Below are 22,045 nucleotides of genomic sequence, written 5' to 3'. Positions count from 1 at the left end.
AGCGACCCTGGCCCCCTCCCCCGCGGCGGTAGCATCGCCGTGACTCGTGGGCAGCGTGGGTGGGCTCCCGGGCGGGAGGGCCAACTCCTCGGCAGCGGGCGGGGGTTGGCCGGGGCGGAGGAGCGCATGCGGGGACGGGCCGCCCAGGGGGCGGTGACCGCGGCGCTGACCACGGTCACCGCCTTCGTGATCGGCCTGGCCGCGGGCCCGGCCACCGGGCAGGGGCACTGGCCCGCCGCAGTCGACTGGGTACGCCGCTGGCCCTGGCAGGTGCTCGGGGTCGGCCTGGTGCTCTCGGTGGCCCTCGCCCTCCTCTCCCTACGGCAGCAGAACCAGCGGGACGCCGCCGCGGACGACCCGCTGCCGCCGCCCGCGCCCGAGGTCCCCGGCTGGTTCGTGGACCGGGCGCAGTCCGCCCGGGCGGCGGCCGCGGTGTGCGGGCGGCAGACCGGAGCGGTGGGTCTGAGCACCGCCCTGACCGGCGCGGGCGGCTTCGGCAAGACCACCCTGGCCACCGCGGTCGCCGCCAACCACCGGGTGCGGCGCCACTTCCGCGGCCGGGTCTACACCGTCACCATCGGCCGCGAGGTCCAGGGCCGGGCCGCGATCGCCGCCAAGGTCGCGGAGACCACCCGCTTCCTCACCGGGGACACCACCGAGTTCGACGACCCGGCGCTGGCCGGTGACCACCTCGGACGACTGCTCGACGCCCGCCCGCGCACCCTGCTCGTCCTGGACGACGTCTGGTCCCGGCAGCAGCTCACGCCCTTCCTGCGCGGCGGCAGCGGCTGCGTCCGCCTGGTGACCACCCGGGACCCCGGGCTGCTGCCGCCGGACGCGGCCCGGGTCGAGGTGGACGAGATGTCCCCCGCCCAGGCCCGCACCCTGCTGCTGCACGAACTCCCTCCGCTACCGCCCGAGTTGACCGGCGGTCTGCTCCAGGTGACCGGTCGCTGGCCGCTGCTGCTCCGCCTGGTGAACCGGCTCATCGCCGCCCAGGAGCGGCTGGGCGGCGACCCCGGGACGTACGCGGCGCGGCTGCTGACCCGGCTGCGCAGCGACGGACCGCTGGCGGCGGACGGGCCCGACTGGGATCTCGACGACCCCGAGCGCCGCAACCAGGCGGTGGCCGCCTCCTTCGGCGCCGCTCTCGAACTGCTGCCGCCGGGCGCGGTGGACTGCTTCAGCGAACTGGGCGTCTTCGCCGAGGACGCCGCCGTACCCGTCCCGCTGGTGGCCCGACTCTGGTCCCGGACACGGCAGTTGACCGAGGACCGGACCCGCGGGGTCTGCGGCGAACTGGCCCGGCTCTCCCTGGTGTCCCTCACCCCGGCCGACGGCGGCCACCTCCAACTCCACGACGTGGTACGGGACTACCTGCGCAGCCGCCTCGGCCCGGATCAACTGCGCGAGCTGCACGGCCGGTTGGCGGACGCGGCGGCGGAGGGCCTGCCCCGGGCGCGGCCCCTGGACGAGCCGGAGGCGGCAGCGGACCGTACCGCCTGGTGGGAGACGGACTCCGGCTATCTGCTCGACCATCTGGTCGGCCATCTGCGCGCGGCCGGGAGAGAGGCGCGGGCCGAGGAGGTGGCGGCCGATCTGCGCTGGGTGGAGACCCGGCTGCGGCACGCGGGCCCCGCCGCCCCGTGGAGCGACCTGGAGCAGTCCGGCACCCGGCACTCCCAACTCCTCGCCCGGAGCCTGGCGCAGACCGCGCATCTGCTGACCGGAGTGGAGTCACCGGACGCGCTCATCGGCGTACTGCACCAGCGCCTCGACACCCAGCAGCAGTGGCAGGCACAGGTGGCGGCGCGACGGGCTCAGGCGCCGGGGCCGTATCTGGCCAGCCGGTGGCGTCCGCCGGACCTGCCGCACCCGGCGCTGCGCCGCACCCTCGGCATCACCGCCCCCGACCGCACCCCGTACCCGCTGGCGCTCTCCCCGGACGGGCGCCTGCTCGCGGTGGCCTACCGGGAGGCACCCGGAGGGTCCGGGGCCTCCCCCGAGCCGAGGGGGTCGAGGGGGCCGAGGCTCACCGGCCGCGCGGTTCCCGCCCGCACCCGCCGGGTGCTCGAAGTGTGGGACGCCCGGCTCGGGATCCGCAGGAGCAGCACCGTGCTCGCGCCCGGTACCGATCCGCGGGACGAACCGCCGGACGCGTACGTCCCCCTGCCGCTGCGCCTGCTGTTCGCTCCGGACGGCTCCACGCTGACCGCGCTGTCCGAGGAGGGCGTCACGGAGGCCGTCTGGGAGCAGGCCGCCGGCGCCTGGAGCCACCCCGCGGAACCGGCGGAGGGCGCGTTCGCCGGGGCCTCGGCGGACGGCACCTGGCTCGTGCTCGCGAGCGGCGGTCGGCTCCGGGTCGAGCACCGCGCGACGGGCCGCGTATCCGCCGTCCTGACGGTCAACGAGGCGGTGCGGGCCGCGGTGGTCTCCGCGGACGGCAGCCGGCTGGCCACCGCGGACAGCGCGGGAGAGGTGACGCTCCGGGAGCTGCCCGGCGGGGAGGTGGTCACCACCCTCGCCGGTGAGAGCCCGGCCCGCTCCCTCCAGCTCTCCGCACGCGGCGACGCCCTGGCCGTCCTCGACGAGGAGGGCTGGGTCCGGGGCTGGACCACGCGTACGCAATTCGTGGGCCGGACACGGCACTTGGGGAGGCGGGTCACCGCCCTGGCGCTGGCACCGGACGGCAGCTGGCTCGCCACCGGCGGCGCGGACGGCAGCATCCGGATCCAGGGGCTCGCGGGAGGGCGCTCCCGCGGGCGGCTGTACGGGCACACCAAGAGGGTCACCGCCCTCGTGGTCGCCGCCGAGGGGGAATGGCTGGCCAGTTCCGCCGCGGACGGCACGGTCCGCACCTGGGACCGGGCCTTCGCCGACGCCGGACCGGCGCTGCTGCGCAGTACCCCGCGCCCGGTGCGGCAGACGGTCGCCGCCCGCAACGGCGGCTGGCTGGCCAGCCTGAGCGACGACGGCCTGGTCCGCTTCTGGAACCCCTACGACGGCAGCCAGGGCGACGGACCCGAGCACTCCGAGCACATCCGCGCCCTGGCCGTGGCGCCGCACCGGGACAGCCTGACGTCCGGCGGCTCCACCCTGGTCACCGCCGACGACGAGGGCGCGGTGGTGCGCTGGGACCCGCTCACCTGGCTCCCCGAACTGACCCTCGCCGAGCAGCGGACCGATCCGCCCGCCCGGACCGCCTGCGCCGTCGCCCCGGACGGCCGGATCGCGCTCGCCCGCCCCGGCCTCCCGCCCGTCTTCCGCGAGGGCCGGCAGGAGCGCACCGCAGCGGCCACCGGCCGCCGCACCCGGCTGCTCCGCGCGCTGCGCCGCCTCCGGCGAGGCACCGCCGAATCCCATCCCGCGGTCGCCTTCGCGCCCCAACGGCCTTGTCTACACGCTGGGTTGGGGCACCCCGAGCGGAGTGCGCTGCTGGGACCCGGCCACCGGGGCGCCCGCCGGCCCGCCTGCCTTCCGGGGCGAACTCGTCCTCCGCGACCCGGGCCCCCGCTCCCGCGCCCTCACCCTGACCCCGGACGGCAGCCGGCTCGCCACCGCCGACGAGGACGGCGCCGTCCGCCTCCTCGACACCGCCACCGGCACGCTGCTCGCCCGCCTGCGGGTGCACTCCGGGCCGGTCACGGATGTGGTCGCCAGCCCCGACGGCACCCTGCTCGCCACCACCGGCGAGGACGGCGCCCTCACCGTCCGGACCGTCGCGGACCACCGCCTCCTGGCCACCGCCCGCGCGGACGCCGCCCTCAACTCCGCTACCTGGGTGGGCGGTTCAGCGGTCCTGGTGGCGGCGGGCGAGCGCGGTCTCTACGGCTTCACGCTGCACCGCTGAGGCGGCGCGGCGGACTCCGGGACCGGTGGCCTTCGGGATCCGCCGCTCCGGGCAGCCGCGGTCTCAGGGGGTCAGCGGGCCGACCGTCCGGGTCGTGCTGTCGTAGGTGCGTGCCGCGGTCCAGTGGGGGGCGTCCGGCAGCGGGGGCAGGACGGGGAAGGCCGGGTCACCGGGCTCGGGCCGGGCGGCGCGGGAGCGGCGGGACCGGCCCAGGGTGAGGTGGGGCGTCCAGCGGCCGGGCGCGTGACGGGAGTCGGGCCGGGCGGCGGGATCCGCCACGGCGCGGCAGGCGCTCCAGAGCCGGGCGTGCAGCGCGAGCAGGGCCGGGTCGGGGCGGATCGCCCACACCAGGGTCCACGTCCGGCCGGGGAAGACGCGCGGTCCCGCGACGGCCAGCGGCAGCGGCAGCGCCGCGGCGAGCAGTTCGCCCAGCCCGGCGCGCAGCGGCGGCGGCAGCTCGGGAAGGGTGAGCAGGGTCAGGTGCGGGCGGTTGGTCGGGTGGCGGTGGCCGGCCTGGCTGGGCAGTCCGGCGGCGTCGAGGGTGCGCCAGGCGGCCCGTACCGCGAGGTCGGCGGTCTCGTCAGGCAGCAGCTCGAGGGTGTGCATACGGCCAGGCTACGGAGATGATCCGGCCCCGCGGCCGGGGTGTCCGCGGCAGCCCCGGGCGGGAGAGGGGCGCGGCGGCCGGATGGATCCGGGCCCGGCCGCGGCGGCGGGCAACGGGAGCGCGTCGACGGCCGCCCTCAGCCGCCGGATCCCGGGCGCCCCTGCCGACCGCATCCGGCGGACGGCGAGGGCCCGGCGACGCAGCAGGGTGAAACACGCGTACGAACCGCCGGGAGGGGCGGTCACCGGGGAATCCGTCCTCACGGGACATCGGTGCGTGTCCCCACGGAGCATCGGTGCGTCCGCGTCCGGCACATGGGCGGACGCACGGGTACGCGAGCGGCGGAGAGCCGGAAGAGAGGCTGTGCATGCGGGGACTGCGGCCAGAGACGACGGACGCGGACGGAGGAGTCGGCGCACCGCCCTCCGTGCCGGACGCCGTCGCGGACGTCGAGGCGTTGCTGGACCGGGTGCTTGAGGCCCGGCTGCGCGCGGCCCGGGGCACCGACGCGGTGTGCGCCCGGGACGTGGCCGGGCGGGTCGCCGCCCTCGCGCGGGGCGGCGGCAAGCGGCTGCGTACGGCGTTCGCCTGGTGCGGATGGCGGGCAGCGGGCGGGTGCGGGGACTCCACCGCTCTGCTGTGCACGGGAGTCGCGCTGGAACTCGTCCAGGTCTGCGCGCTCGTCCACGACGATGTGATGGACGGCTCGCCGCTGCGCCGGGGCGCGCCCGCCGTGCACGTGGACCTCGCCCGCCAGCACCGCGCCGCGGGGATGACCGGCCCGGCGGAGTCCTTCGCGACCTCCGCCGCGGTGCTCGTCGGCGATCTCGCGCTGGTGTGGGCGGACGACCTGCTCACGGAGGCGGCGCTCGGCTCGCCGCACGGTGCGCGGCTGCACCGCGAGTGGCGGGCCATACGCGAGGAGATGGTCGCCGGGCAGTACCGGGACATCCACGCCGAGGCGAGCGGCTCCCCGGGCATCGACGAGGCGCTGACGATCGCCGAGCTGAAGGGCGCCCGGTACACGGTCGCGCGCCCGCTGACCCTGGGCGCCTCGCTGGCGGGCGCGGACGAGCACACCGTGGGGGCGCTGCGCTCGGCCGGACGCTGCGCGGGGCTGGCCTTCCAGCTCCGGGACGATCTGCTCGGCGCGTTCGGGGATCCGGCGGTGACCGGCAAACCGGCCGGGGACGACCTGCGGGCGGGCAAGGCGACCTACCTCCTGGCCGTCGCCGCCGGGCTCGCGGAGGCGGACGGCGACGAGGAGGCCGCCGCCGTGCTCGCCGCCGCCGGAGGGCCGGACCACAGCGTCGCGCGCACCCGGGCCGTACTGGAGCGGATCGGCGCCCGGTCCGCGGTGGAGGCGAAGATCGCGGAGCTGGTGGCCGAGAGTCTGCGGCACTTCCGGACGAGCGGCGCCGCCGCCGAGGTCCGGCGGGAGTTCGCGGCGGTGGCCGAGCGGGCCGCCGGCGTCGCCGCGGGCCGTGGCGTGGAGGCCGGATGAGGACGGTGCCGGGTCCGACGGACCATGTCGTCGTGGTGGGTGCCGGGCTGTCCGGACTGGCCTGCGCGCTGCATCTGCTGGGCGCGGGCCGCCGGGTGACGCTCGTGGAGCGGGACGCGGGTCCGGGCGGCCGGGCCGGGCGCGTCGAGCTGGGCGGGCATCTGCTGGACACCGGCCCGACCGTGCTGACCATGCCCCATCTGGCCGACGAGGCCTTCGCGGCCGTGGGCGACAGCCTCGCCCGGCATGTCGAGCTGGTGGCGCTGCACCCGGCGTACCGGGCCCGCTTCGCGGACGGGAGCTCGCTCGACGTGCACACCGACGGGGCGGCGATGGAGGCCGCGGTGCGGCAGTTCGCCGGACCCGCCGAGGCCGCGGGCTACCGGGAGCTGCGCGGCTGGCTGGAGCGGCTGTACCGGGCGCAGATGGACCGCTTCATCGACGCGAACACCGACTCCCCCTTCCGGCTCCTGCACCCCGACCTGGCCCGGCTCGCGGCACTGGGCGGCTTCGGGCGGCTGGAGGAGCGCATCGGCCGCTTCCTGTCCGACCCCCGGCTGCGCCGGGTCTTCTCCTTCCAGTCCCTGTACGCCGGAGTGGCCCCGGCCCGCGCCCTGGCGGCCTACGCGGTGATCGCCTACATGGACACGGTGGCCGGGGTCTGGTTCCCCAAGGGCGGCATGCACGCGCTCCCGCGGGGGATGGCGAAGGCGGCGGCGGACGCGGGCGCGCGGTTCCGGTGGTCCGCCGAGGCGACCGGGCTCGAGCGCTCGGCGGGCCGGGTGCGCGCGGTCCGGCTGGCCGACGGCGAACGGATCCCCTGCGACGCGGTGGTGCTCACCTGCGAACTGCCCACCGCCTACCGCCTGCTCGGCCGGACACCGCGGCGCCTGCTGCGGCTGCGCCACTCACCGTCCGCCGTGGTCCTGCACGCCGGTACCGACCGCACCTGGCCCGAACTCGGCCACCACACGCTCTCCTTCGGCGGGGCCTGGGAGCGCACCTTCGAGGAACTGACGCGCACCGGGCGGCTGATGAGCGACCCGTCCCTGCTGATCACCCGGCCGACGGCGCACGATCCCTCGCTGGCACCGCCGGGCGGTCATCTGCACTACGTCCTCGCGCCGTGCCCGAACACCGCGGTGGGCCCACCGGCCGAAGCCTGGCGGGAGCTGGGACCGCGCTACCGGGACAGCCTGGTGGCCGAGTTGGAGCGCCGGGGCCTGACGGGCTTCTCGGCCGCCGTCCGCGAGGAGCACCTGGTGACACCGCTGGACTGGACGGCACGGGGCCACGCCCGCGGGACGCCGTTCTCGGTCTCCCACACCCTCGCGCAGACCGGCCCGTTCCGCCCCCGCAATCTGGTGCGCGGAGTGGAGAACGCCGTACTGGCCGGCTGCGGCACCACCCCCGGGGTCGGTGTGCCGACGGTGCTGATCAGCGGGAAGCTCGCCGCCGCCCGCATCACCGCGCACACCGGCGCACGGCGCGGCACAGCGAAGCGACCGCCCACCGTGCCCCTGCCCCACACCCCGGCGAGGGCGGGTGGCCATGACCGCCCGTGAACTGGCCGCCGCGGGGATCACCGACCCCGCCCTGCGCGCCGCCTACACCCGCTGCCGGGAGCTCAACGCCCGCCACGGCAGGACGTACTTCCTGGCCACCCGCCTGCTGCCGGTGGCGGACCGCCCGGCCGTGCACGCGCTGTACGGCTTCGCCCGCCGGGCGGACGACATCGTGGACGACCTGGACCGGCACCGCGAGCCCGGAGAGCGCGACCGCCTCCTCGGCCGCCTGGAGGACGACCTCGCGTACGCGCTGCGCACCGGCCGCGGGACGGAACCGGTGGTGCGGGCCGTGGCCGACACCGCCGGGCGGTACGCCCTCTCCCCCGCGCTCTTCGCCGACTTCCTGGCCTCGATGCGCAGCGACCTGCATGTCACCGACTATCCGAGCTACGCGGAGCTGCGGTCCTATATGCACGGTTCGGCCGCGGTGATCGGCCTGCAGATACTGCCGGTACTGGGCACGGTCGTCCCCCGCGCGGAAGCGGCGCCGCACGCGGCGGCCCTCGGGGTGGCCTTCCAGCTCACCAACTTCCTGCGGGACGTGGGCGAGGACCTCGACCGGGGCCGCGTCTACCTGCCGGCGGATCTGCTCGCCGCCCACGGCGTGGACCGGGACCTGCTGAGCTGGAGCCGCGGCACCGGGCGGCGCGACCCGCGGATCCGCGCGGCCCTGGTCGCGGCCGAGGCCCTGACGAGGGACGTCTACCGGGAGGCGGAGCCCGGCATCGCCATGCTCGATCCGCGGGTACGACCCTGCATCCGGACGGCGTTCACCCTGTACAGCGGGATCCTCGACGCGATCGCCGCACAGGACTACGCGGTGCTGCACCGGCGTGCGGTGGTCCCGCGGGGACGCCGTGCGGTGTCCGCCGCCGTGGGCGCCGCGCAGATCGCGGGCGCCCGCCTGCGCGCCCGGCTCCACCGGGACCGGGCGGCGGCGGGCGTCGCGGGATCGCCGCGCGAAAGGCCCGTGCGGTGAGCGGCCGCCCGCACCGGAGCGGCCGTACGCCGCTGTCGCGCCGGCACGGCCGCCCGGACTGGGCGGGGCAGGCCCCGACCTGGCAGCAGGCGCGCCCGGCGCTCATCGCCGGGGCGCTCGACCGCGCCACGGCGCGGCCCTCCGGCAACTGGTTCGCCGTCGGCGCCTCCCGGGACGTCCGCGCGGGCGGCCCGCCGCGCGGCCGGACGGTGGGCGGCGTGGAGGTCGTGCTGTGGCGCACGGCCGAGGGGGAACTGCACGCCGGACCGGGCGCCTGCCCCCACCTGGGTGCGCCCCTGCGCGAGGGCCGGGTGGTGTGCGGCACGCTGGTCTGCCGCTGGCACGGACTGGGCCTGGACGGCGGGCCGTTCGCCGGGTGGGACCCCTATCCCGCGTACGACGACGGGGTCCTGGTGTGGGTCCGGCTGGACGCGGTGGGCGGCGAGGAGCCGCTGAGGCGTCCCCTGGTGCCGGAGCGCCCGGCGCCGGGCGGCGCGGTGGAGGCGGTGTACACCGGGGTGGGCCGGTGCGAACCGCAGGACGTGGTCGCCAACCGCCTCGACCCCTGGCACGGTTCCTGGCTGCACCCGTACGCCTTCGTGGATCTGACCGTGCTCCGGGCGCCGCGTGACGAGGAGGACGACGCCTTCCTCGTCGAGGTCTCCTTCCGGGTGTCCAGGCGCCTGGTGGTGCCGGTGCGGGCCGAGTTCACCGCGCCCGGGCCGCGTACGGTGCTGATGCGCATCACCGGGGGCGAGGGGGCCGGGTCCGTGGTGGAGACCCACGCCACCCCGCTGACCGCCCGGGCGGACGGGCGGCCCCGGACGGCCGTGGTGGAGGCGGTCGTCGCCGCTTCGGACCGCCGGGGCTTCGCGGTGGCCCGCGCCCTCGCGCCCGCGCTGCGTCCGCTGATGCGCCGGACGGCCGGACGGCTGTGGCGCGACGACCTGGCGTACGCGGAACGGCGCTGGGCACTGCGCGGCACCGGGCGCTTTCCGGGCTGAGCGCGGGCGGTGGCATGGGCGGCGGTGTCACGGCGGGCGGACGCCCCGGTGCACCGGGCGGGGGAAGAGCCCGCGGGCCGGAACGTCAGCCCCTGCCCCTCGCGCCGAGCGCCCGCAGCACGGCGGAACGGCCGGCCCGGGGCACCGTCCACAGCACCTGCCCCCGCACCCCCCACCGGGCGAGGAGCGCCCCGGCCGCCAGGAAGCCGGTGGTGGCGGCGCGTTCCATCAGGGCCACGGGCAGGTCGCAGCGGATCGCGTCCCCGGCGAGCGTGACCCGGGGGTGGGGCGTGGTGACGGTGGGCCGCCGGGAGTGGGAGCCGACCGGGAAGAACGGGCAGTCGGCGCGCCACTCGTGCCGGGCGTCGACGATCCGGGCCCGCCCGGCCTCCGGGTAGACCCGGCTCAGCTCCGCGCGCAGGCGGGCCTGCACCTCGGACCGGTCCGCGCCGGCGGCGACGGCGTAGGCGTGCAGTTCCACCACCGAGCCGCCGGTCCTGGCGGCCCAGCGGGCGGCCTCGCCCTCGTAGCGGTCCAGGACGCTGATGTTGTCCAGGCCGCCGTAGCCGCTGGTGCCGAGGAATCCGGGGCGGTCGGCGCGAAGGGGCCGGTCGAGCCAGAGCCGGGAGACGAGGAAGGGCGGGGCGGTGCGCAGCGCGGCGACGTCCTCACGCCACGCGGGGGTGCCGAGTCCGGTCGAGGCCGCGACGGTCTCCCGCAGCGCCCCCGGGTCGAGGGCGAGCACCGCCGCGTCGTGCCGGTGGACGGCGGTGTCGGTCCGCACCGCCACGGTTCCCTCGGCCTCCGGCTGGAGGGCGCGGACCGGGGTGCCGGTGCGCACCCTCGCGCCGAGGCGCCGGAGGTAGTCGCCGAGGGGCTCCCACAGCGCCTGCGGGAAGGGCTCGTCCGGTACGTCGAAGAGCAGGCCCTCGGCGGAACCGAGGAAGTAGATGTGGAACATCAACAGCAGTTCGGCGGCCGAGAGTTCACGGGGATCGGCGAAGAAGCTGCGGGAGAACACCTCGAACGCCAGATGGTGCGCGGCCTCGGGGAAGCGCACGCGGTCCAGGAAGGCGGCCGCGCCGAGCGAGTCGAAGCGCTCGTAGACCTCGGGCACCCGGACGTCGAGGAGCGGCAGCGCGGCCCGGGCGTCGAGGGCGGCGAGGTCGCGCCAGCCGAAGGCGGGGCTCAGCGCGACGAAGCCGAGCGCGCTGAAGGGCGGCGTGCGCGGCACACGGGCGAAGCTGTCGCGCAGTCCGCTGCTGTGCTGCAGGGGGTAGTCGGGCAGCGGCCGGAGGCGGTCGAGTCCCGGATCGGTCCGGCGCAGCAGGCCGCGCAGGTTGTAGTACTGACGGAAGAAGGCGTGGAAGCCCCGGCTCATGGTCACCGAGGAGCCGTCGGCCAGGCGGGTGCGGTGTCCGCCGAGCCGGCCGCCGAGGGATTCTTCCCGCTCGTAGAGGGTGACGCGGGCGCCGCGTTCGGCCAGCAGCACGGCCGCGGCGAGACCGGCGATACCACCGCCGACGACGGCGACGCCGGGTGCGTCGGCTCCGGCGAACCGCGGCCGTCCGGGCGCGGGCATCAGGACCTCGGCCCTGCGGTCGCGCCCGCGCCGGGCCGCGCGGCGCGGCGCGCTCATCGGGCCTCCGGCGGGACGGCGACCGAGCCGCCGCGGGCGAAGAGCGCGCGGGTGAGGCCGGTTTCGCATCCGGCGACGGACACCACTCGCACCCGGGCGGAGGCGGGACGCGGGAGCCGGAGGGCGGAGGCGGCGCCCAGGGGCCGGGCGGTGGAGGCGGGGTCGCCGCCGGGGAGTCCGCGCCGCAGACGGCGGCGGAGGGCGCGGTCGCCGCGGGGGGTGGTCTGGTACGCGAGGCGGAGCACGCGGTCACCACCGGGGGCGGGGCGGCACGGGAGGCGGAGCACGCGGTCACCACCGGGGGCGGGGCGGTACGGGCGGCGGGCGCGGGTACGCGGGGCGCGGTCGAAGGCGCGGGCCGGTCCGGGGTCGCGCGGCGGTGTCATCTGCGGTTCTCTCCGCTTCGGGGTACGGGGTGGGGGCGCCGGGGCAGGAAGGGCAGTTCGAGCGCGGTCCGCAGCATGGGGCCGACGGGGGTGCGCAGGCCGATGCCCGCCTCCTCCCAGGGCGAGGTGGCCCCGTCGAGGAAGCGCAGCAGGCGGGTGGGCGGGACGCGGCGGAAGAGGCCGGTGAAGAAGTCGGGGCCGTCGATGCGCCCGGTGTCGAGCGCCCGCAGCAGCACCGCGTCCATGGCCCGCGCCCGCCGCCCGTGCGGCGGGGGCACCGCCACCCGGCCGCGGTGCAGAGCGGCCGCGACGCGACGGGCCTGCCGCTGCGCCGCGGCGAAGGTGTAGCCGGTCGCCGGGCGGGTGGCACCGCCCGCGGTCCCGATCCGGAAGACGGCGGGCCCGCTCCGCCGCGGGAAGCGTGCGTCGGTCATCGGGATGACGCCCTGCTCGGCGGACTCCACGGTGTAGGAGGGGAGGCGCAGGGTGTCGCGGCAGTAGCGGGCCAGCGCGGCCTCGTAGGCCTCGGTGGGCAGCGGGGTCCGGGAGAACTCGGTGTACTCGACCAGCGCCCGGTTCGGCGCGAGCGGCAGTACGTAGCCGAAGGCGAGCCCGTGGCGGGGCTGCGGCACCCGGAAGTCCATCAGATCGGCGACCGAGGGATCGAAGCGGTCCGCCGCGGTACGGACGAACCAGCCGCGGAAGTGCTGCGTCAGATGGATCCGGGCCGGTGGCAGGGTGCGCACCGGCCGGGAGTCGAACACGTGCCGGGCGCGCAGCGTCAGCCGCCGGCCGTCGGCCGCGGTGCAGCGCACCAGGGCCCCACCGGGCGTGGAGCGCACCGCCTCGGCCGTCGCGCGCAGCAGCCGCCCGCCGGGAGAACGGGCCAGCCGGTGGTGCACCATGCGTTCGAAGGGGCCGGACCGGATCATGCGGTACCGCACGGGCGAGGGGTCCACCGTGAGGGCCTCGCCGTCGGTGCCGTGCACCCGCAGCCGGGAGAAGGAGGCGCACACCACCGCGTCGAAATCGCCGGTGCCCTCGTCCCAGTAGCACCATGTCCGCTCCGGCGGGCGCAGCGGCCCGTCCGGTGCCTCGATCACGGTCACCCCGGGGGCCCGCGCCGCCGTCAGGTGGTAGGCGAGGCTGAGTCCGGACGCGCCGCCGCCGATGATGACCACCTCGCAGCTCTCCTCGTACGGGTCGCCGCCCCCGCTCATCTGGCGCGCCGTTCGACGACGGGTGCTCCGTCCGGAGCGGTGCGCACCAGCTCCGCGTCCGCCGCCATCGCCTCGGCCACGGCGGCGACGGTACGGAGCGGGTCGCCGCCCGCGGGCAGCGGCGGGGGCGTGCCCGCGACGGCCCGGTCGGCGAACCCGGTGTCCAGGTGTCCGGGCCGCACGTCCAGGACCCGGACTCCGGCGGTCCGCGCCTCGCGGCGCACGGCGCCGAGCCAGGCGGCGAGCGCGGCCTTGGAGGCGCTGAAGTCGGCCATGCCCGCCTGCGGGGCCTGGGCGACCACGCCGGTGAGGGCGGCGAGGACCGAGCCGGGCGCGAGGAGGGGGAGCGCCGCGCGGAAGAAGGCGGCGGGCGCGAGGGCGTTGACCGCCATCAGGTGTTCGGCGACCTCGTCCCCGGCCTCCGCCGCCGGTCCGAAGGCCACCGCGCCGAAGGCGGTCACGACGGCGTCCAGTCCGCCGAGTCCGGCCGCCGCCTCCGCCACGGCACGGGCGCAGGAGGCGGGGTCGTAGGCGTCGAAGAGGAGGACGGGAGCACCCGGGTACCTCCGGGCGGCGCGGGCGAGGCGCTCCGGGTCGCGTCCGGCGAGCGCCGGACGCGCTCCCCGCGCGGCCAGTTCGGCGGTGAGTGCCCCACCGAGGACACCGGTGGCACCGGCCACCAGCACGCGCGCGCCGTCGAGTTCCACGTCTGACTCCCGATCGCAGGGCCGATTCGCTGCCGGCACAGCCTCTTCCGGTCTGGCACAGCCTCTTCCGGCCGCGGCCGGACCTGGACGCGGCGGACACGGCCGAGTCAACCGCGCGTCGGGCCGCCCGGCACCTCGCCACGCCCCGAAGGCCCGTGCGCGGGATCGGCACGGGGGTGAGACAGCCGCACACCCCCGCCCCGGACCGTGCCCGGACCGGCCGCGGACCGGGCACGACGGCACCCGTACGGGCACCGCGCCCAGCGGATGCGCCGGTGGGCGACCTGCATGAGTCTGGAAGCATGACGGATCCGCTTGTTCCACCCGAGGAGACACCCCCGGTCGAGGGCTCCATCGCGGAGGCCCACGAGGAACGTCCGGACGGCGGTGTCTGGGAGCACCCCGGCATCTGGCTGTGGCTGGTCATCGCGGGCGCGGTGATCGTGGCGGCGTTCTTCATCGCCCGTCTCGTCTCCCTGTGACGTACCCGGAGGTCCGGGCGGTCCGCCCGGGACCCGGGCGATGTGCCACGGGCCCCTCGACGCGGGCACCGGGCAGGAGGAGTACAGGTGCAGCAGAACGGAATCCGCACGAACAGTTCCGGCCACGCCCTCGGGGGCCTGCAGTCAGCCTGGAAGCAGGCGCTGCCCTCGCCGGACGGGCCGGGCCGGGTCCTCACCGCCATGGACCGCCTGGAGCGGTACGCGGGCGGCGACCGCCTGCTCGACGCGGTGCAGCGGGCGGTACGCGCGCTGCCGCTGGGCGCCGGGCGCGATGCGCTGCACGGCCGCTGGCTCGGGCACCCGCTGCATCCGATCCTGGTCCAGGTACCGGTGGGCGCCTGGACCTCGGCCGCGCTGCTCGACCTGCTTCCCGGCCGGCGCAGGAGCGCGGGTGTGCTGGTCGCCCTGGGGCTGGCCGGCGCGGGACCGGCCGCGGCGGCGGGCTGGGTGGACTGGGCCGAACTCCACCGGGACCAGCAGCGGGTGGGCTTCGTGCACGCGGTCGCGAACGCCACCGCCGTCGTCCTGTACACGGGGTCGCTCTCGGCCCGGCTGCGCGGCAGGAGCCTGCGGGGGAAGTGGCTCGGCTTCCTGGGGCTGACGGTGGCGAGCGCGGGCGGGGCACTCGGCGGCCACCTGGCCTACCGGCAGGCCGCCGGCGCCAACCACGCCGAGCAGGTGCCGCATCTGGTCGGCTCCGGGTGGCACGACCTCGGCGCCGTCGGGGACTTCCCCATCGGCCGGGCGGTACGGCGCGTCCTCGGTGACGTGCCGGTCCTGGTGGTACGGGAGAACGAGGACACCGTGCACGCCCTCGCGGAGCACTGCAGCCACCTGGGCGGCCCGCTGAGCGAGGGGCATCTGGAGGACGGCTGCGTGCGCTGCCCCTGGCACGGCAGCCTGTTCCGGCTCTCCGACGGCTGGAACCTGGAGGGTCCCGCGACCGCGCCCCAGCCGGCCTTCGAGGTCCAGCTCTCCGCCGGACGCGTCCGGGTCCGGCTGGACCGGCCCGCCTCGGAGCAGCAGAAGAACGGGAGCCCGCCCGAGAAGGCCACCCCGCTGGGGAGCAGCGGTGAACGACGGCGGTGAGCGTGGAACCGCCTCGACCGGCAGCCGGGACGGCGAGGAGTCGTCCGGCGGGAGTCCGCTGGCGGTGGAGGCGGCCGGTGTGCTCTCGGAGGCCTTCGAGACCACCGAGCGCGCCCGGGGCCACCTCTACAGCTTCCATCAGCTGACCGGCCACGCCGATCTGCGCCTGGACGACGTGGTGGACCTGCTGCACCGCTGCGGCCACCCCGACCTGGCGGAAGAGATCGGCCGCGAACTGCTGGGCCGCAACGTCCTCCCCGGCCGCTGGACCTTCCAGCTCGTGGAGGAGTACGACGACGACTACTACGCGACCTTCCGCCGCCTGGAGGAGAAGGTACGCGCCCGTCTCACCGGGGGCAGGCGGCACGTGCTGGAGGCCCGGATGAAGGAAGACCGCCGCACCCGCGGGCACAGCGCGCACACCTCCACGCCCTCCGGTGACGCGGACGCCTGAGGACGGTCGGCGCGCGGCGGCAGCTCTCGGCCGAGGGCGGCCGGAGCCCGGGGCTCGGCCACCACGGACCCGCCCCCTCGGATGGCGGAACGGCAACCGGCCCGGGTGGCGGCGGTTCCCCGCGGCGCCCGCGCCGGGCAGGCGGACGATCCGGCAGCGGCGCGGAGCGGAACCGCGGCCCCCTGCCGAGAAACATGTAGACGCCATCTTCATCGCCCCGCAGGACGCTACCCGCATGAAATACATGCGCGCAGAGCTCTACAGCGGCGGCGGCTGGCAGCCGCTCCAACTCGTCCGCAAGCAGGAGACGGAAGACCCGCTGATCACCTTCGCCGAGGTCTCCGCCGCCGACACCTCCGGCAAGACGGCCGTCGAAGCCGACATCGCCAAACTCCTCCACCAGGTCAACGGCCTCGACCCGCTGACCCCACTCACCGTGGCCTTCCGGGACGGCACCACCGTCGCCACCACGGCCGTCTCCCTCGGCCACCTCCGAGTGGGCGTACGCCGCGAACTCGACACCTGAGCCGGCGAGTCTGGGGCAGGAGACGGGGAACGATCGGGCCGCCGGAAGTCCCGGCCGCGCTGTTCCCTCAGCCCGCCGGCCTACCGCAACGGGTTCGGCCGCCGAGCCGGTGCGGCCGAACCGTTGGCCTTTCCGAACCACGTGATCACTACAGGAACACGGGGTTCATCGCCTGGTTGTCGGCGCCCTCGGCGAGGTCCGCGGCAAGCCCCTCAGCAGGGTCAACGGGTCGCGAAGACCCAGCGGTTGGCGGCCAGGGCGTCCTCGGGCTCGGGGAGGGGGCCGCGGCCCAGGTGGCGGCTGAAGTCGAAGGGGGTGCGGACCCCCGGCAGCCAGCCGCGGGCGGCCAGGTCGGCGGCGGAGTCGGGGCGCGGCTGCGGATCGAAGAGGGCGAGCAGGTCCACGCCGATACGGGTACGGGCCGCCCGGTAGACAGGGGCCGCGCGGACGGCGGCGGACTCGACCCCCTGCTTGACCTCGTACGCCAGGGAGCTGCCGGGGGCGCTGAGTGCGTCGACCGTGGCGATCAGGCGGCGTTCGGCAGCGGCGGGCAGGTAGAGCAGCAGCCCCTCCGCCAGCCAGGCCGTCGGGCGCCCGGGGTCGAAGCCCGCCGCGGTCAGCGCGGGGGTCCAGTCCCGGCGCAGATCGACGGGGACGGCGACGCGGCGGGCGCGAGGGCGTTCGGCGGGGGCCGCGTCCTCCAGGGTGCGGCGCTTGAAGGTGAGCACGGCGTCCTGGTCCAGTTCGTAGACCGTGCAGTCGCCCGGCCACGGCAGCCGCAGGGCGCGGGTGTCGAGCCCGGCGCCGAGCAGGACCACCTGGCGGGTGCCGCGGTCCGCGGCGCGCAGCAGGTGGTCGTCGAACACCCGGGTCCGGAGCCCGAAGTAGCGGGCGAGCCTGCCCCACAGCGGGTCCGCCTCGCCGTCCGGCACCTGGTCGGGGTGGACGGGCCAGCCCGCGCAGGCCCCGACCGCGCGGACGAAGTGCGCGGCGTACTCGTCCCGGGCCAGGGCGTCGGGACCTTCCGTCTCGATGGCCCGCGCGGCGGCGACCAGGAGCGCGGTCAGCCCGACGCCGGAGTCGACACCGGTGAGTCGGGCGGTGGTGGCGGTGGGTTCTCCGGGGCTCAACCGGCCGGTAGGGACGGTGAGTTCAGCGGAGCCGGAACGGCCTGCTATCGCGGTGGGTTCTCCGGAGCCGGAGCGGCCTGATGCGGCAGTGGATTCTCCGGAGCCGGAACCGCGGCCGGGACCGCAGCCGGAATCGACATCGGTGCCGGAGCGGCCGGTGGTGGCGCTGAGGTGGCCGGTGGCTCGGTCCATGGGTCCTCCTCGGGGTGCCGTGCCCACAGGGACGGGTGGTCGTGGGTGGTGACGCGGGCGCCGTAGAGGCGGCGCATGAAGGTGAGGATCTGCTCGTCGGAGGTGTGCAGGGCGGTCGTGCAGTCGCTGAGGACGGTGAGGTGGAAGCCCTTCTGGAACGCCGTCCTGGCCGTGCTGTCCACGCAGACGTCCGCGAAGAGGCCCGCGAAGGCCAGGTGAGAGATGCCGCGTTGGGTGAGGTACCGCTCCAACCCCCGTGCGCTTACGGGTACTTCGGCGTCCTCGACTCCGCCGTACGGCTCCGGGCCCTGTGCCAGGAAGGCGTCGAAGCTCGCGTGCTTGGTGAACACCGCCTCGCCGGGCGCCGGTTGGAGCGGGGCGGTGAACTCGGCACCCCAGGTGCCCGCCAGGCACTTGGGCGGCTTGCCCCGCGCCACGTCCCGGCGGCGCCAGGCGGCCCCCTGGTACTCCGGGTCCCCGAGGAAGCGGACCAGCACGACCTCGACGCCCCGGGCCCGGGCCGCCGCGACGGCCCGGGCGGTGTTCGCCACGACCTCCGCGAGGCGGCCCGGGTCCCCCGGATACCGGGAGGCCGCGAGCGGTCCGGCACAGAAGTCGTTCTGGACATCGACGACGACCAGGGCCGTTCCGCGGGCGGCGGACGCGGACGCCGTCACGACTCGGAGACCGGGGACGGGGCGGAGGGGGCAACTGCGGCCGGAGCGGCGGCGGTTGCCCCGGAAGTCGCAGCCGGTACGGCGGCCGTTGCCCCGGAAGTCGCGGACGGAACGGCGACCGTTGCCCCCGAAACCACAGCCGGAACAGCGCCTGTCGCTCCCGAAGCCGCAGCGGGAACGGCCGGAGATCCGGAGTCAGCGGAAGCGACCGGGCGACCGGAGGCGACCGGGTGACCGGAGGCGACCGGGTCGGCCTCCGCTGCCAACGCGTCGAGCAGTGCCGAGACGACGGCGCCGCTGGAGTGCCGGCCGCCGAGATCCGGTGTCCGTACGCCCGCCCGGGCCACGGCGGCGAGGGCCCGTTCCGCCGCCGCCACCGCGCCGCCGCACTCCGCGTACCCCTCCGCGACCGCGGCGGCGGCCCGTACCGTGGCCAGCGGGTTGACCAGGTCACGGCCCTCCAGGTCGTCCGCCGAGCCGTGCACCGTCTGGTACTCGACCAGCCCCTCGACATCCGGATGGAGATGGACGTTGCGGGTGCAGTGCTCCTCCTGCCGTCCGGCACCGAATCTGTCGAGCAGGACGACATGCATGATGTCGCCCCACTCGTTGCCCGCCACCAGGACCGTGCGGTCCTGGGGGCCGTGGGCGATCAGGTTGCGGTTCACCGTGTCCGGCTGGAACACCCGTACGTCGACGCCGTGTTGCTCCCCGAAGTCGCTGACCCAGCGGTCGAGGGCGCCGTCGAGGAGATGGAACTTGTACGCCATGACGATCCGCGCGGGCCCCTCCCCCGGCCACAGCCGACGGGCCCGGCGCACCGCGTGGTGCAGGACCTGCTCGGTGGTCTCCCGGCTGAACTCCGTGACCCGGCGGACCCGTCCGGGGCTGTGCTCGTTCTCGCCGGTGTAGAAGCCCTGCGCCTGGTCGCGCACCAGGAGCAGCCGGGCGCCCCCGGCGTCGAGGACGTCCTCCTTGACCGCGCGCAGCCGCTGCCGGACGAGGTACAGGGTCTGGGCGTTGATCGCCGTCCGGAAGACGACGGGCGTCCCCGCCGCGGCCCGCTCGCGGAGGAACCGCTCGTAGTGCTCGGCGTCCTCGCGGGTGCGGTGCCGGATCTCCTCGATGCCCGCGCACTCGCGGGCGAGGGAGACATAGGAGTCGTACGTGCGCGAGGCGCGCTCCACCCGGATGTTCCTGTCGTTCAGCTCCGCGAACCGTGCCACGAACTGCTCGAATATTCGGGCGACTTCGGCCCCGGTGCCCCGCCCGACCGCCAAGCCGACGACCTGCTCGGCGCCTCTTCCGCTGCTCATGCTCGCCGCCCCCGTCAGACCGCGGAGCCGGTGACCAGCCGGTCCCCGGGGATGCCCGCCTTGTCCGGCGCGTAGTAGTCCCTAATCCCCTCCGCCCAGACGCGCACCGGGACACGGTCCTCGGCGTCCGGCCCGAACTCCTCGTACAGCGCCACGGTGTTGTCCTCGGCGAAGCCGATGGCCGCCATCAGGGCGGTGAACGGCTGGCGTTCGACGAGTCCGTCCCCGTCCTGGTCGCCCAACTCGGCCAGCGCCCAGGCGAATTCGGTGACCGTCGCGTCGAAGCGCTCGGGCGAGAGCACACACGCCGTGTACTCCTCGAAGCTGACCCGGCCGTCGGCGTCCGCATCCAACTCCGTGACCAGCGTGGTCCAGTAGCGCGCGAAGGCGGTGCGCAGCCGCGCCATCGCCTCCCCGTCCGCGCCCGGCACCGCCGCCGCGACGCGCTCTCCCATCGATGTGAAGTCCTGGGCCTCCAGCACCCCGTTGCCGTCCGCGTCCAGCAGGGAGAAGACGAGCCGGACCCGCTGCGTGGCCTCTGCGCGCATGACGTCTACACCTCTCGTACACCTGTGATCCGAGGGCGGTGCCCGGTCCGGGCAACCGCCCGGCGACCCCGCCCCGTACCGCCGGACGTCGCCCGGCCCGGAATCACTGCCCCCGCACCCGCCACCGATACGAGCGGCCCCCGCGGTTCACCGGAAAGGCGCAACTTGCCTTGTTTCCGGGCGCGTTCACGGCTGAACGTGCAAGGGGTGCTGGACCTGGGGGCGGGAGAGCACCGGGTACGGAGCTGTCGCCCCGCCGTCGGGTGCTCGGCCGGACGACAGCCTCGCCATGGCTCCGCTGCGCGGATGTTCCATGGGCCCGGCGGCTTCAGGCGGTCGCCGCGCGGATCGGCGACGGCGTGCCCTCGCCGCTCGCCGGACTCGCGGCCGTCATCGGATCCGGCGGGTTCGAGGAGTGCCACGCATCCGATGTGACACGTCCTCGCCTTCCCGCGCGGGAGGCCACCCCCGCGAAGCCGCCGGTCGGGCAGGCGTCAGGCCGGCGCCGAGGCCGTGGGCGTGGGCGTGGGCGCGAAGAACGACAGGAGGGCCGAGGTGAAGACCTCGGGTGCCTCCTCGGGGACGTAGTGCCCGCATCCCTCGATCACGAGCTCGCGCACGTCCCTGGCGACACGTCGTACGTCCCGGGCGACGGCGGCTCCCCGGAAGGCCGCGCCCCCGACCGCCAGTACGGGCAGCGTCAGGGGGGTGCGGGCGCGCGCCTGGTTCTGGGCGATCGTCATGTCCAGGGCCCGGTAGTAGTGGAAGCTGGCGTGGAGCGCGCCGGGCCGCCGGAGTGCCTCGACGTAGACGGCGACGACGTCCGGGGGCATCGCGTCGGGGGTGGCGCCCTTCGTGGCGAACTGGCCGCCGTAGAAGAGGTCCTCGCGCCCCTCGACGAGTTCTTCGTTGACGGAGGGCAGCCGGTTGAACATGAAGTGCCAGGTGGCTTCGGCCGCGCGGGCGGTCGGCGGGAGGGCGCTCGGGTCGTCCGAGATACCGGGGAGGGCGGCCTCCGCCAGGACGAGTCGGCTGACCCGCGAGGGATGGTCGGCGGCCAGGGCGTAGGCCAGCATCATGCCGACGTCGTGACCGGCCAACCGGAAGCGGTCATGGCCCAGCGCGGTCATGAGCCGGGCGAGGTCCCCTGCCGCCGTGGTGCTGTCGTAGCCCGTCTCCGGCAGGTCCGAGCGTCCGACTCCGCGGGGGTCGACCGCGATCACCGTGAAGTGCTCCGAGAGCGGGAGCATCACCTTGCGCCACTGCCACCAGAACTGCGGCCAGCCGCCCACCAGCAGGAGCGCGGGGCCCGAGCCGCCCGTGACGGCATGCAGGGAGATGTCGCCCAGGTCGTAGCGGTGGCTCCGGAACCGTTCGCCGAAGCCGCTCGGCAGGTCGGGCACCGCGGCGACGGTGCCGAAGCCGGTCACGGGCGCTGCCGGGACAAGGGTCATGGTTTCCTCCGGGGATTGATGAACCACCTGAGCCGGTTCGCAACCTAACAGAGCCCAGTCGAACCGGCTAGGGTGGTTCCGATGACGGTCGGAGGATGCGGCAGCAAGGGAGCGGGATGGGCGCGGACACCGAGACACAGCCCCTGTGCCTTCGCTTCACGAAGACCGCGACGGCCCGAGCCGCCGCGCGGCCGAAGGAGTCCCTGCTGCGTCCGCCGGACCTCGCCCAGTGGCTTCTCGCCGCGGGGCTGGGCGAGCAACTGCCGGGAGTGGACGAGGAGTTGCTGCGGGAGGCAAGGGAACTGCGGGAGGCGATCTACCGTGCGGCCCGGGCCGTCGCGGACGCGGTCCCGCCCGCCGGGGCCGACCGGGACCGCATCAACGCATGGGCCGGCCGCAACGACGCCTTCCGGGTGCTCGACGGCACCGGCGCCGCCTGGCGCTTCCCGGGCGCATCGCCGGCGCGGTCCGCTCTGGCGGTCCTGGCCGGCGATGCGGTCGAGACCCTCGGCGGCGTCAGGCCCGGCACGGTCAAGGTCTGCGCGGGGACCGGCTGCGTGGCAGTGTTCCTCGACACCACCCGCGGCCGGTCCCGCCGCTGGTGCTCGATGGGCACCTGCGGCAACCGGGCCAAGAAGGACGCCATGCGCGTGCGGCACGAGCGGTGAAGTCACACAGGGCCGCTCGCACGG

20 protein-coding genes and 1 pseudogene are annotated in these 22,045 nt (G+C 76.1%); 11 read left to right on the top strand and 10 right to left on the bottom strand.

What is annotated here, in order from left to right:
- Positions 1 to 126: 126 nt before the first annotated feature.
- Both HFV08_RS32105 and HFV08_RS32365 read left to right on the top strand, forming a co-directional pair.
- Positions 127 to 2,853: pseudogene (locus tag HFV08_RS32105) on the top strand (NB-ARC domain-containing protein); the annotation flags it as partial.
- Positions 2,854 to 3,427: 574 nt separating this feature from the next.
- The gene (locus HFV08_RS32365; RefSeq protein WP_312885662.1) at positions 3,428 to 3,850 is read left to right on the top strand and encodes a WD40 repeat domain-containing protein; all 423 of its coding nucleotides are present in this window, start codon (positions 3,428 to 3,430) and stop codon (positions 3,848 to 3,850) included.
- Positions 3,851 to 3,913: 63 nt separating this feature from the next.
- Here HFV08_RS32365 and HFV08_RS17015 read toward each other — a convergent pair whose 3' ends face one another.
- Positions 3,914 to 4,456, bottom strand: coding sequence for a 2'-5' RNA ligase family protein (locus tag HFV08_RS17015; RefSeq protein ID WP_168540390.1), 543 nt, complete (start codon positions 4,454 to 4,456; stop codon positions 3,914 to 3,916).
- 368 nt (positions 4,457 to 4,824) lie between these two features.
- Here HFV08_RS17015 and HFV08_RS17010 point away from each other — a divergent pair, with 368 nt between their 5' ends.
- From HFV08_RS17010 to HFV08_RS16995, 4 genes are read left to right on the top strand one after another with little or no spacing between them, the layout of a single operon-like run.
- Positions 4,825 to 5,961, top strand: coding sequence for a polyprenyl synthetase family protein (locus HFV08_RS17010; protein WP_168540388.1), 1,137 nt, complete (start codon positions 4,825 to 4,827; stop codon positions 5,959 to 5,961).
- Complete coding sequence (gene crtI / locus HFV08_RS17005) at positions 5,958 to 7,526, top strand: phytoene desaturase family protein (protein WP_168540386.1); 1,569 nt, start codon at positions 5,958 to 5,960, stop codon at positions 7,524 to 7,526. The genes HFV08_RS17010 and crtI overlap by 4 nt, the downstream gene beginning before the upstream one ends.
- Positions 7,513 to 8,508, top strand: a complete 996-nt coding sequence (locus HFV08_RS17000) for a phytoene/squalene synthase family protein (protein WP_168540384.1) — start codon at positions 7,513 to 7,515, stop codon at positions 8,506 to 8,508. Before crtI ends, HFV08_RS17000 begins: the two co-directional genes overlap by 14 nt.
- Positions 8,505 to 9,512, top strand: a complete 1,008-nt coding sequence (locus HFV08_RS16995) for a DUF5914 domain-containing protein (RefSeq protein ID WP_168540382.1) — start codon at positions 8,505 to 8,507, stop codon at positions 9,510 to 9,512. The genes HFV08_RS17000 and HFV08_RS16995 overlap by 4 nt, the downstream gene beginning before the upstream one ends.
- Before the next feature lie 85 nt (positions 9,513 to 9,597).
- Here the strand turns inward: HFV08_RS16995 and HFV08_RS16990 are convergent, their stop codons facing one another.
- Genes HFV08_RS16990 through HFV08_RS16975 form a run of 4 tightly spaced genes read right to left on the bottom strand, consistent with a single transcriptional unit; the run spans position 9,598 to position 13,464 of the window.
- Complete coding sequence (locus HFV08_RS16990) at positions 9,598 to 11,151, bottom strand: FAD-dependent oxidoreductase (protein ID WP_168540377.1); 1,554 nt, start codon at positions 11,149 to 11,151, stop codon at positions 9,598 to 9,600.
- Positions 11,148 to 11,537 carry a hypothetical protein gene (locus HFV08_RS16985; protein ID WP_168540375.1) on the bottom strand — a complete coding sequence of 130 codons (390 nt, stop codon included), beginning with the start codon at positions 11,535 to 11,537 and terminating at the stop codon, positions 11,148 to 11,150. Before HFV08_RS16985 ends, HFV08_RS16990 begins: the two co-directional genes overlap by 4 nt.
- Positions 11,534 to 12,757, bottom strand: a complete 1,224-nt coding sequence (locus HFV08_RS16980) for an FAD-dependent oxidoreductase (RefSeq protein ID WP_168540373.1) — start codon at positions 12,755 to 12,757, stop codon at positions 11,534 to 11,536. The genes HFV08_RS16985 and HFV08_RS16980 overlap by 4 nt, the downstream gene beginning before the upstream one ends.
- Positions 12,754 to 13,464 (bottom strand): SDR family NAD(P)-dependent oxidoreductase, encoded by a 711-nt coding sequence (locus HFV08_RS16975; RefSeq protein WP_168540371.1) that lies wholly within the window; start codon positions 13,462 to 13,464, stop codon positions 12,754 to 12,756. The genes HFV08_RS16980 and HFV08_RS16975 overlap by 4 nt, the downstream gene beginning before the upstream one ends.
- A 302-nt stretch (positions 13,465 to 13,766) precedes the next feature.
- Between HFV08_RS16975 and HFV08_RS16970 the strand changes: the two genes are divergently transcribed.
- The 4 genes from HFV08_RS16970 (at position 13,767) to HFV08_RS16955 (ending at position 16,036) form a co-directional block, all read left to right on the top strand.
- Complete coding sequence (locus tag HFV08_RS16970) at positions 13,767 to 13,946, top strand: DUF6480 family protein (RefSeq protein ID WP_168540369.1); 180 nt, start codon at positions 13,767 to 13,769, stop codon at positions 13,944 to 13,946.
- Positions 13,947 to 14,147: 201 nt separating this feature from the next.
- Positions 14,148 to 15,056, top strand: coding sequence for a Rieske (2Fe-2S) protein (locus tag HFV08_RS16965; RefSeq protein ID WP_168540436.1), 909 nt, complete (start codon positions 14,148 to 14,150; stop codon positions 15,054 to 15,056).
- Complete coding sequence (locus HFV08_RS16960; RefSeq protein WP_168540367.1) at positions 15,040 to 15,510, top strand: hypothetical protein; 471 nt, start codon at positions 15,040 to 15,042, stop codon at positions 15,508 to 15,510. The genes HFV08_RS16965 and HFV08_RS16960 overlap by 17 nt, the downstream gene beginning before the upstream one ends.
- A gap of 235 nt (positions 15,511 to 15,745) precedes the next feature.
- Positions 15,746 to 16,036: a hypothetical protein gene (locus HFV08_RS16955; RefSeq protein WP_168540365.1), complete on the top strand. Its 291-nt coding sequence runs from the start codon at positions 15,746 to 15,748 to the stop codon at positions 16,034 to 16,036.
- 221 nt (positions 16,037 to 16,257) lie between these two features.
- On the opposite strand, the gene HFV08_RS16950 is transcribed toward HFV08_RS16955, so the two are convergent.
- From HFV08_RS16950 to HFV08_RS16930, 5 genes are all read right to left on the bottom strand, one after another.
- Complete coding sequence (locus HFV08_RS16950; RefSeq protein WP_168540363.1) at positions 16,258 to 17,166, bottom strand: SAM-dependent methyltransferase; 909 nt, start codon at positions 17,164 to 17,166, stop codon at positions 16,258 to 16,260.
- 44 nt (positions 17,167 to 17,210) lie between these two features.
- Positions 17,211 to 18,035 carry a cysteine hydrolase family protein gene (locus HFV08_RS16945; protein WP_168540361.1) on the bottom strand — a complete coding sequence of 275 codons (825 nt, stop codon included), beginning with the start codon at positions 18,033 to 18,035 and terminating at the stop codon, positions 17,211 to 17,213.
- Positions 18,032 to 19,351 (bottom strand): isocitrate/isopropylmalate family dehydrogenase, encoded by a 1,320-nt coding sequence (locus tag HFV08_RS16940; protein WP_210430394.1) that lies wholly within the window; start codon positions 19,349 to 19,351, stop codon positions 18,032 to 18,034. Before HFV08_RS16940 ends, HFV08_RS16945 begins: the two co-directional genes overlap by 4 nt.
- A gap of 14 nt (positions 19,352 to 19,365) precedes the next feature.
- Positions 19,366 to 19,899 (bottom strand): EF-hand domain-containing protein, encoded by a 534-nt coding sequence (locus HFV08_RS16935; RefSeq protein ID WP_168540359.1) that lies wholly within the window; start codon positions 19,897 to 19,899, stop codon positions 19,366 to 19,368.
- 494 nt (positions 19,900 to 20,393) lie between these two features.
- A complete protein-coding gene (locus tag HFV08_RS16930) occupies positions 20,394 to 21,353 on the bottom strand; it encodes an alpha/beta fold hydrolase (protein ID WP_168540357.1) in 960 nt (319 codons plus the stop codon).
- Positions 21,354 to 21,448: 95 nt separating this feature from the next.
- On the opposite strand from HFV08_RS16930, the gene HFV08_RS16925 reads away from it, so the two are divergent.
- Positions 21,449 to 22,021: a CGNR zinc finger domain-containing protein gene (locus HFV08_RS16925; protein WP_246341803.1), complete on the top strand. Its 573-nt coding sequence runs from the start codon at positions 21,449 to 21,451 to the stop codon at positions 22,019 to 22,021.
- Positions 22,022 to 22,045: the final 24 nt, after the last annotated feature.

This window comes from Streptomyces physcomitrii, from assembly GCF_012273655.1.
GTDB classification, from domain to species: Bacteria; Actinomycetota; Actinomycetes; order Streptomycetales; family Streptomycetaceae; genus Streptomyces; species Streptomyces physcomitrii.
Note: the sequence above shows the minus strand (reverse complement) of the source record. Positions and strands in the feature narration are given on the sequence as shown.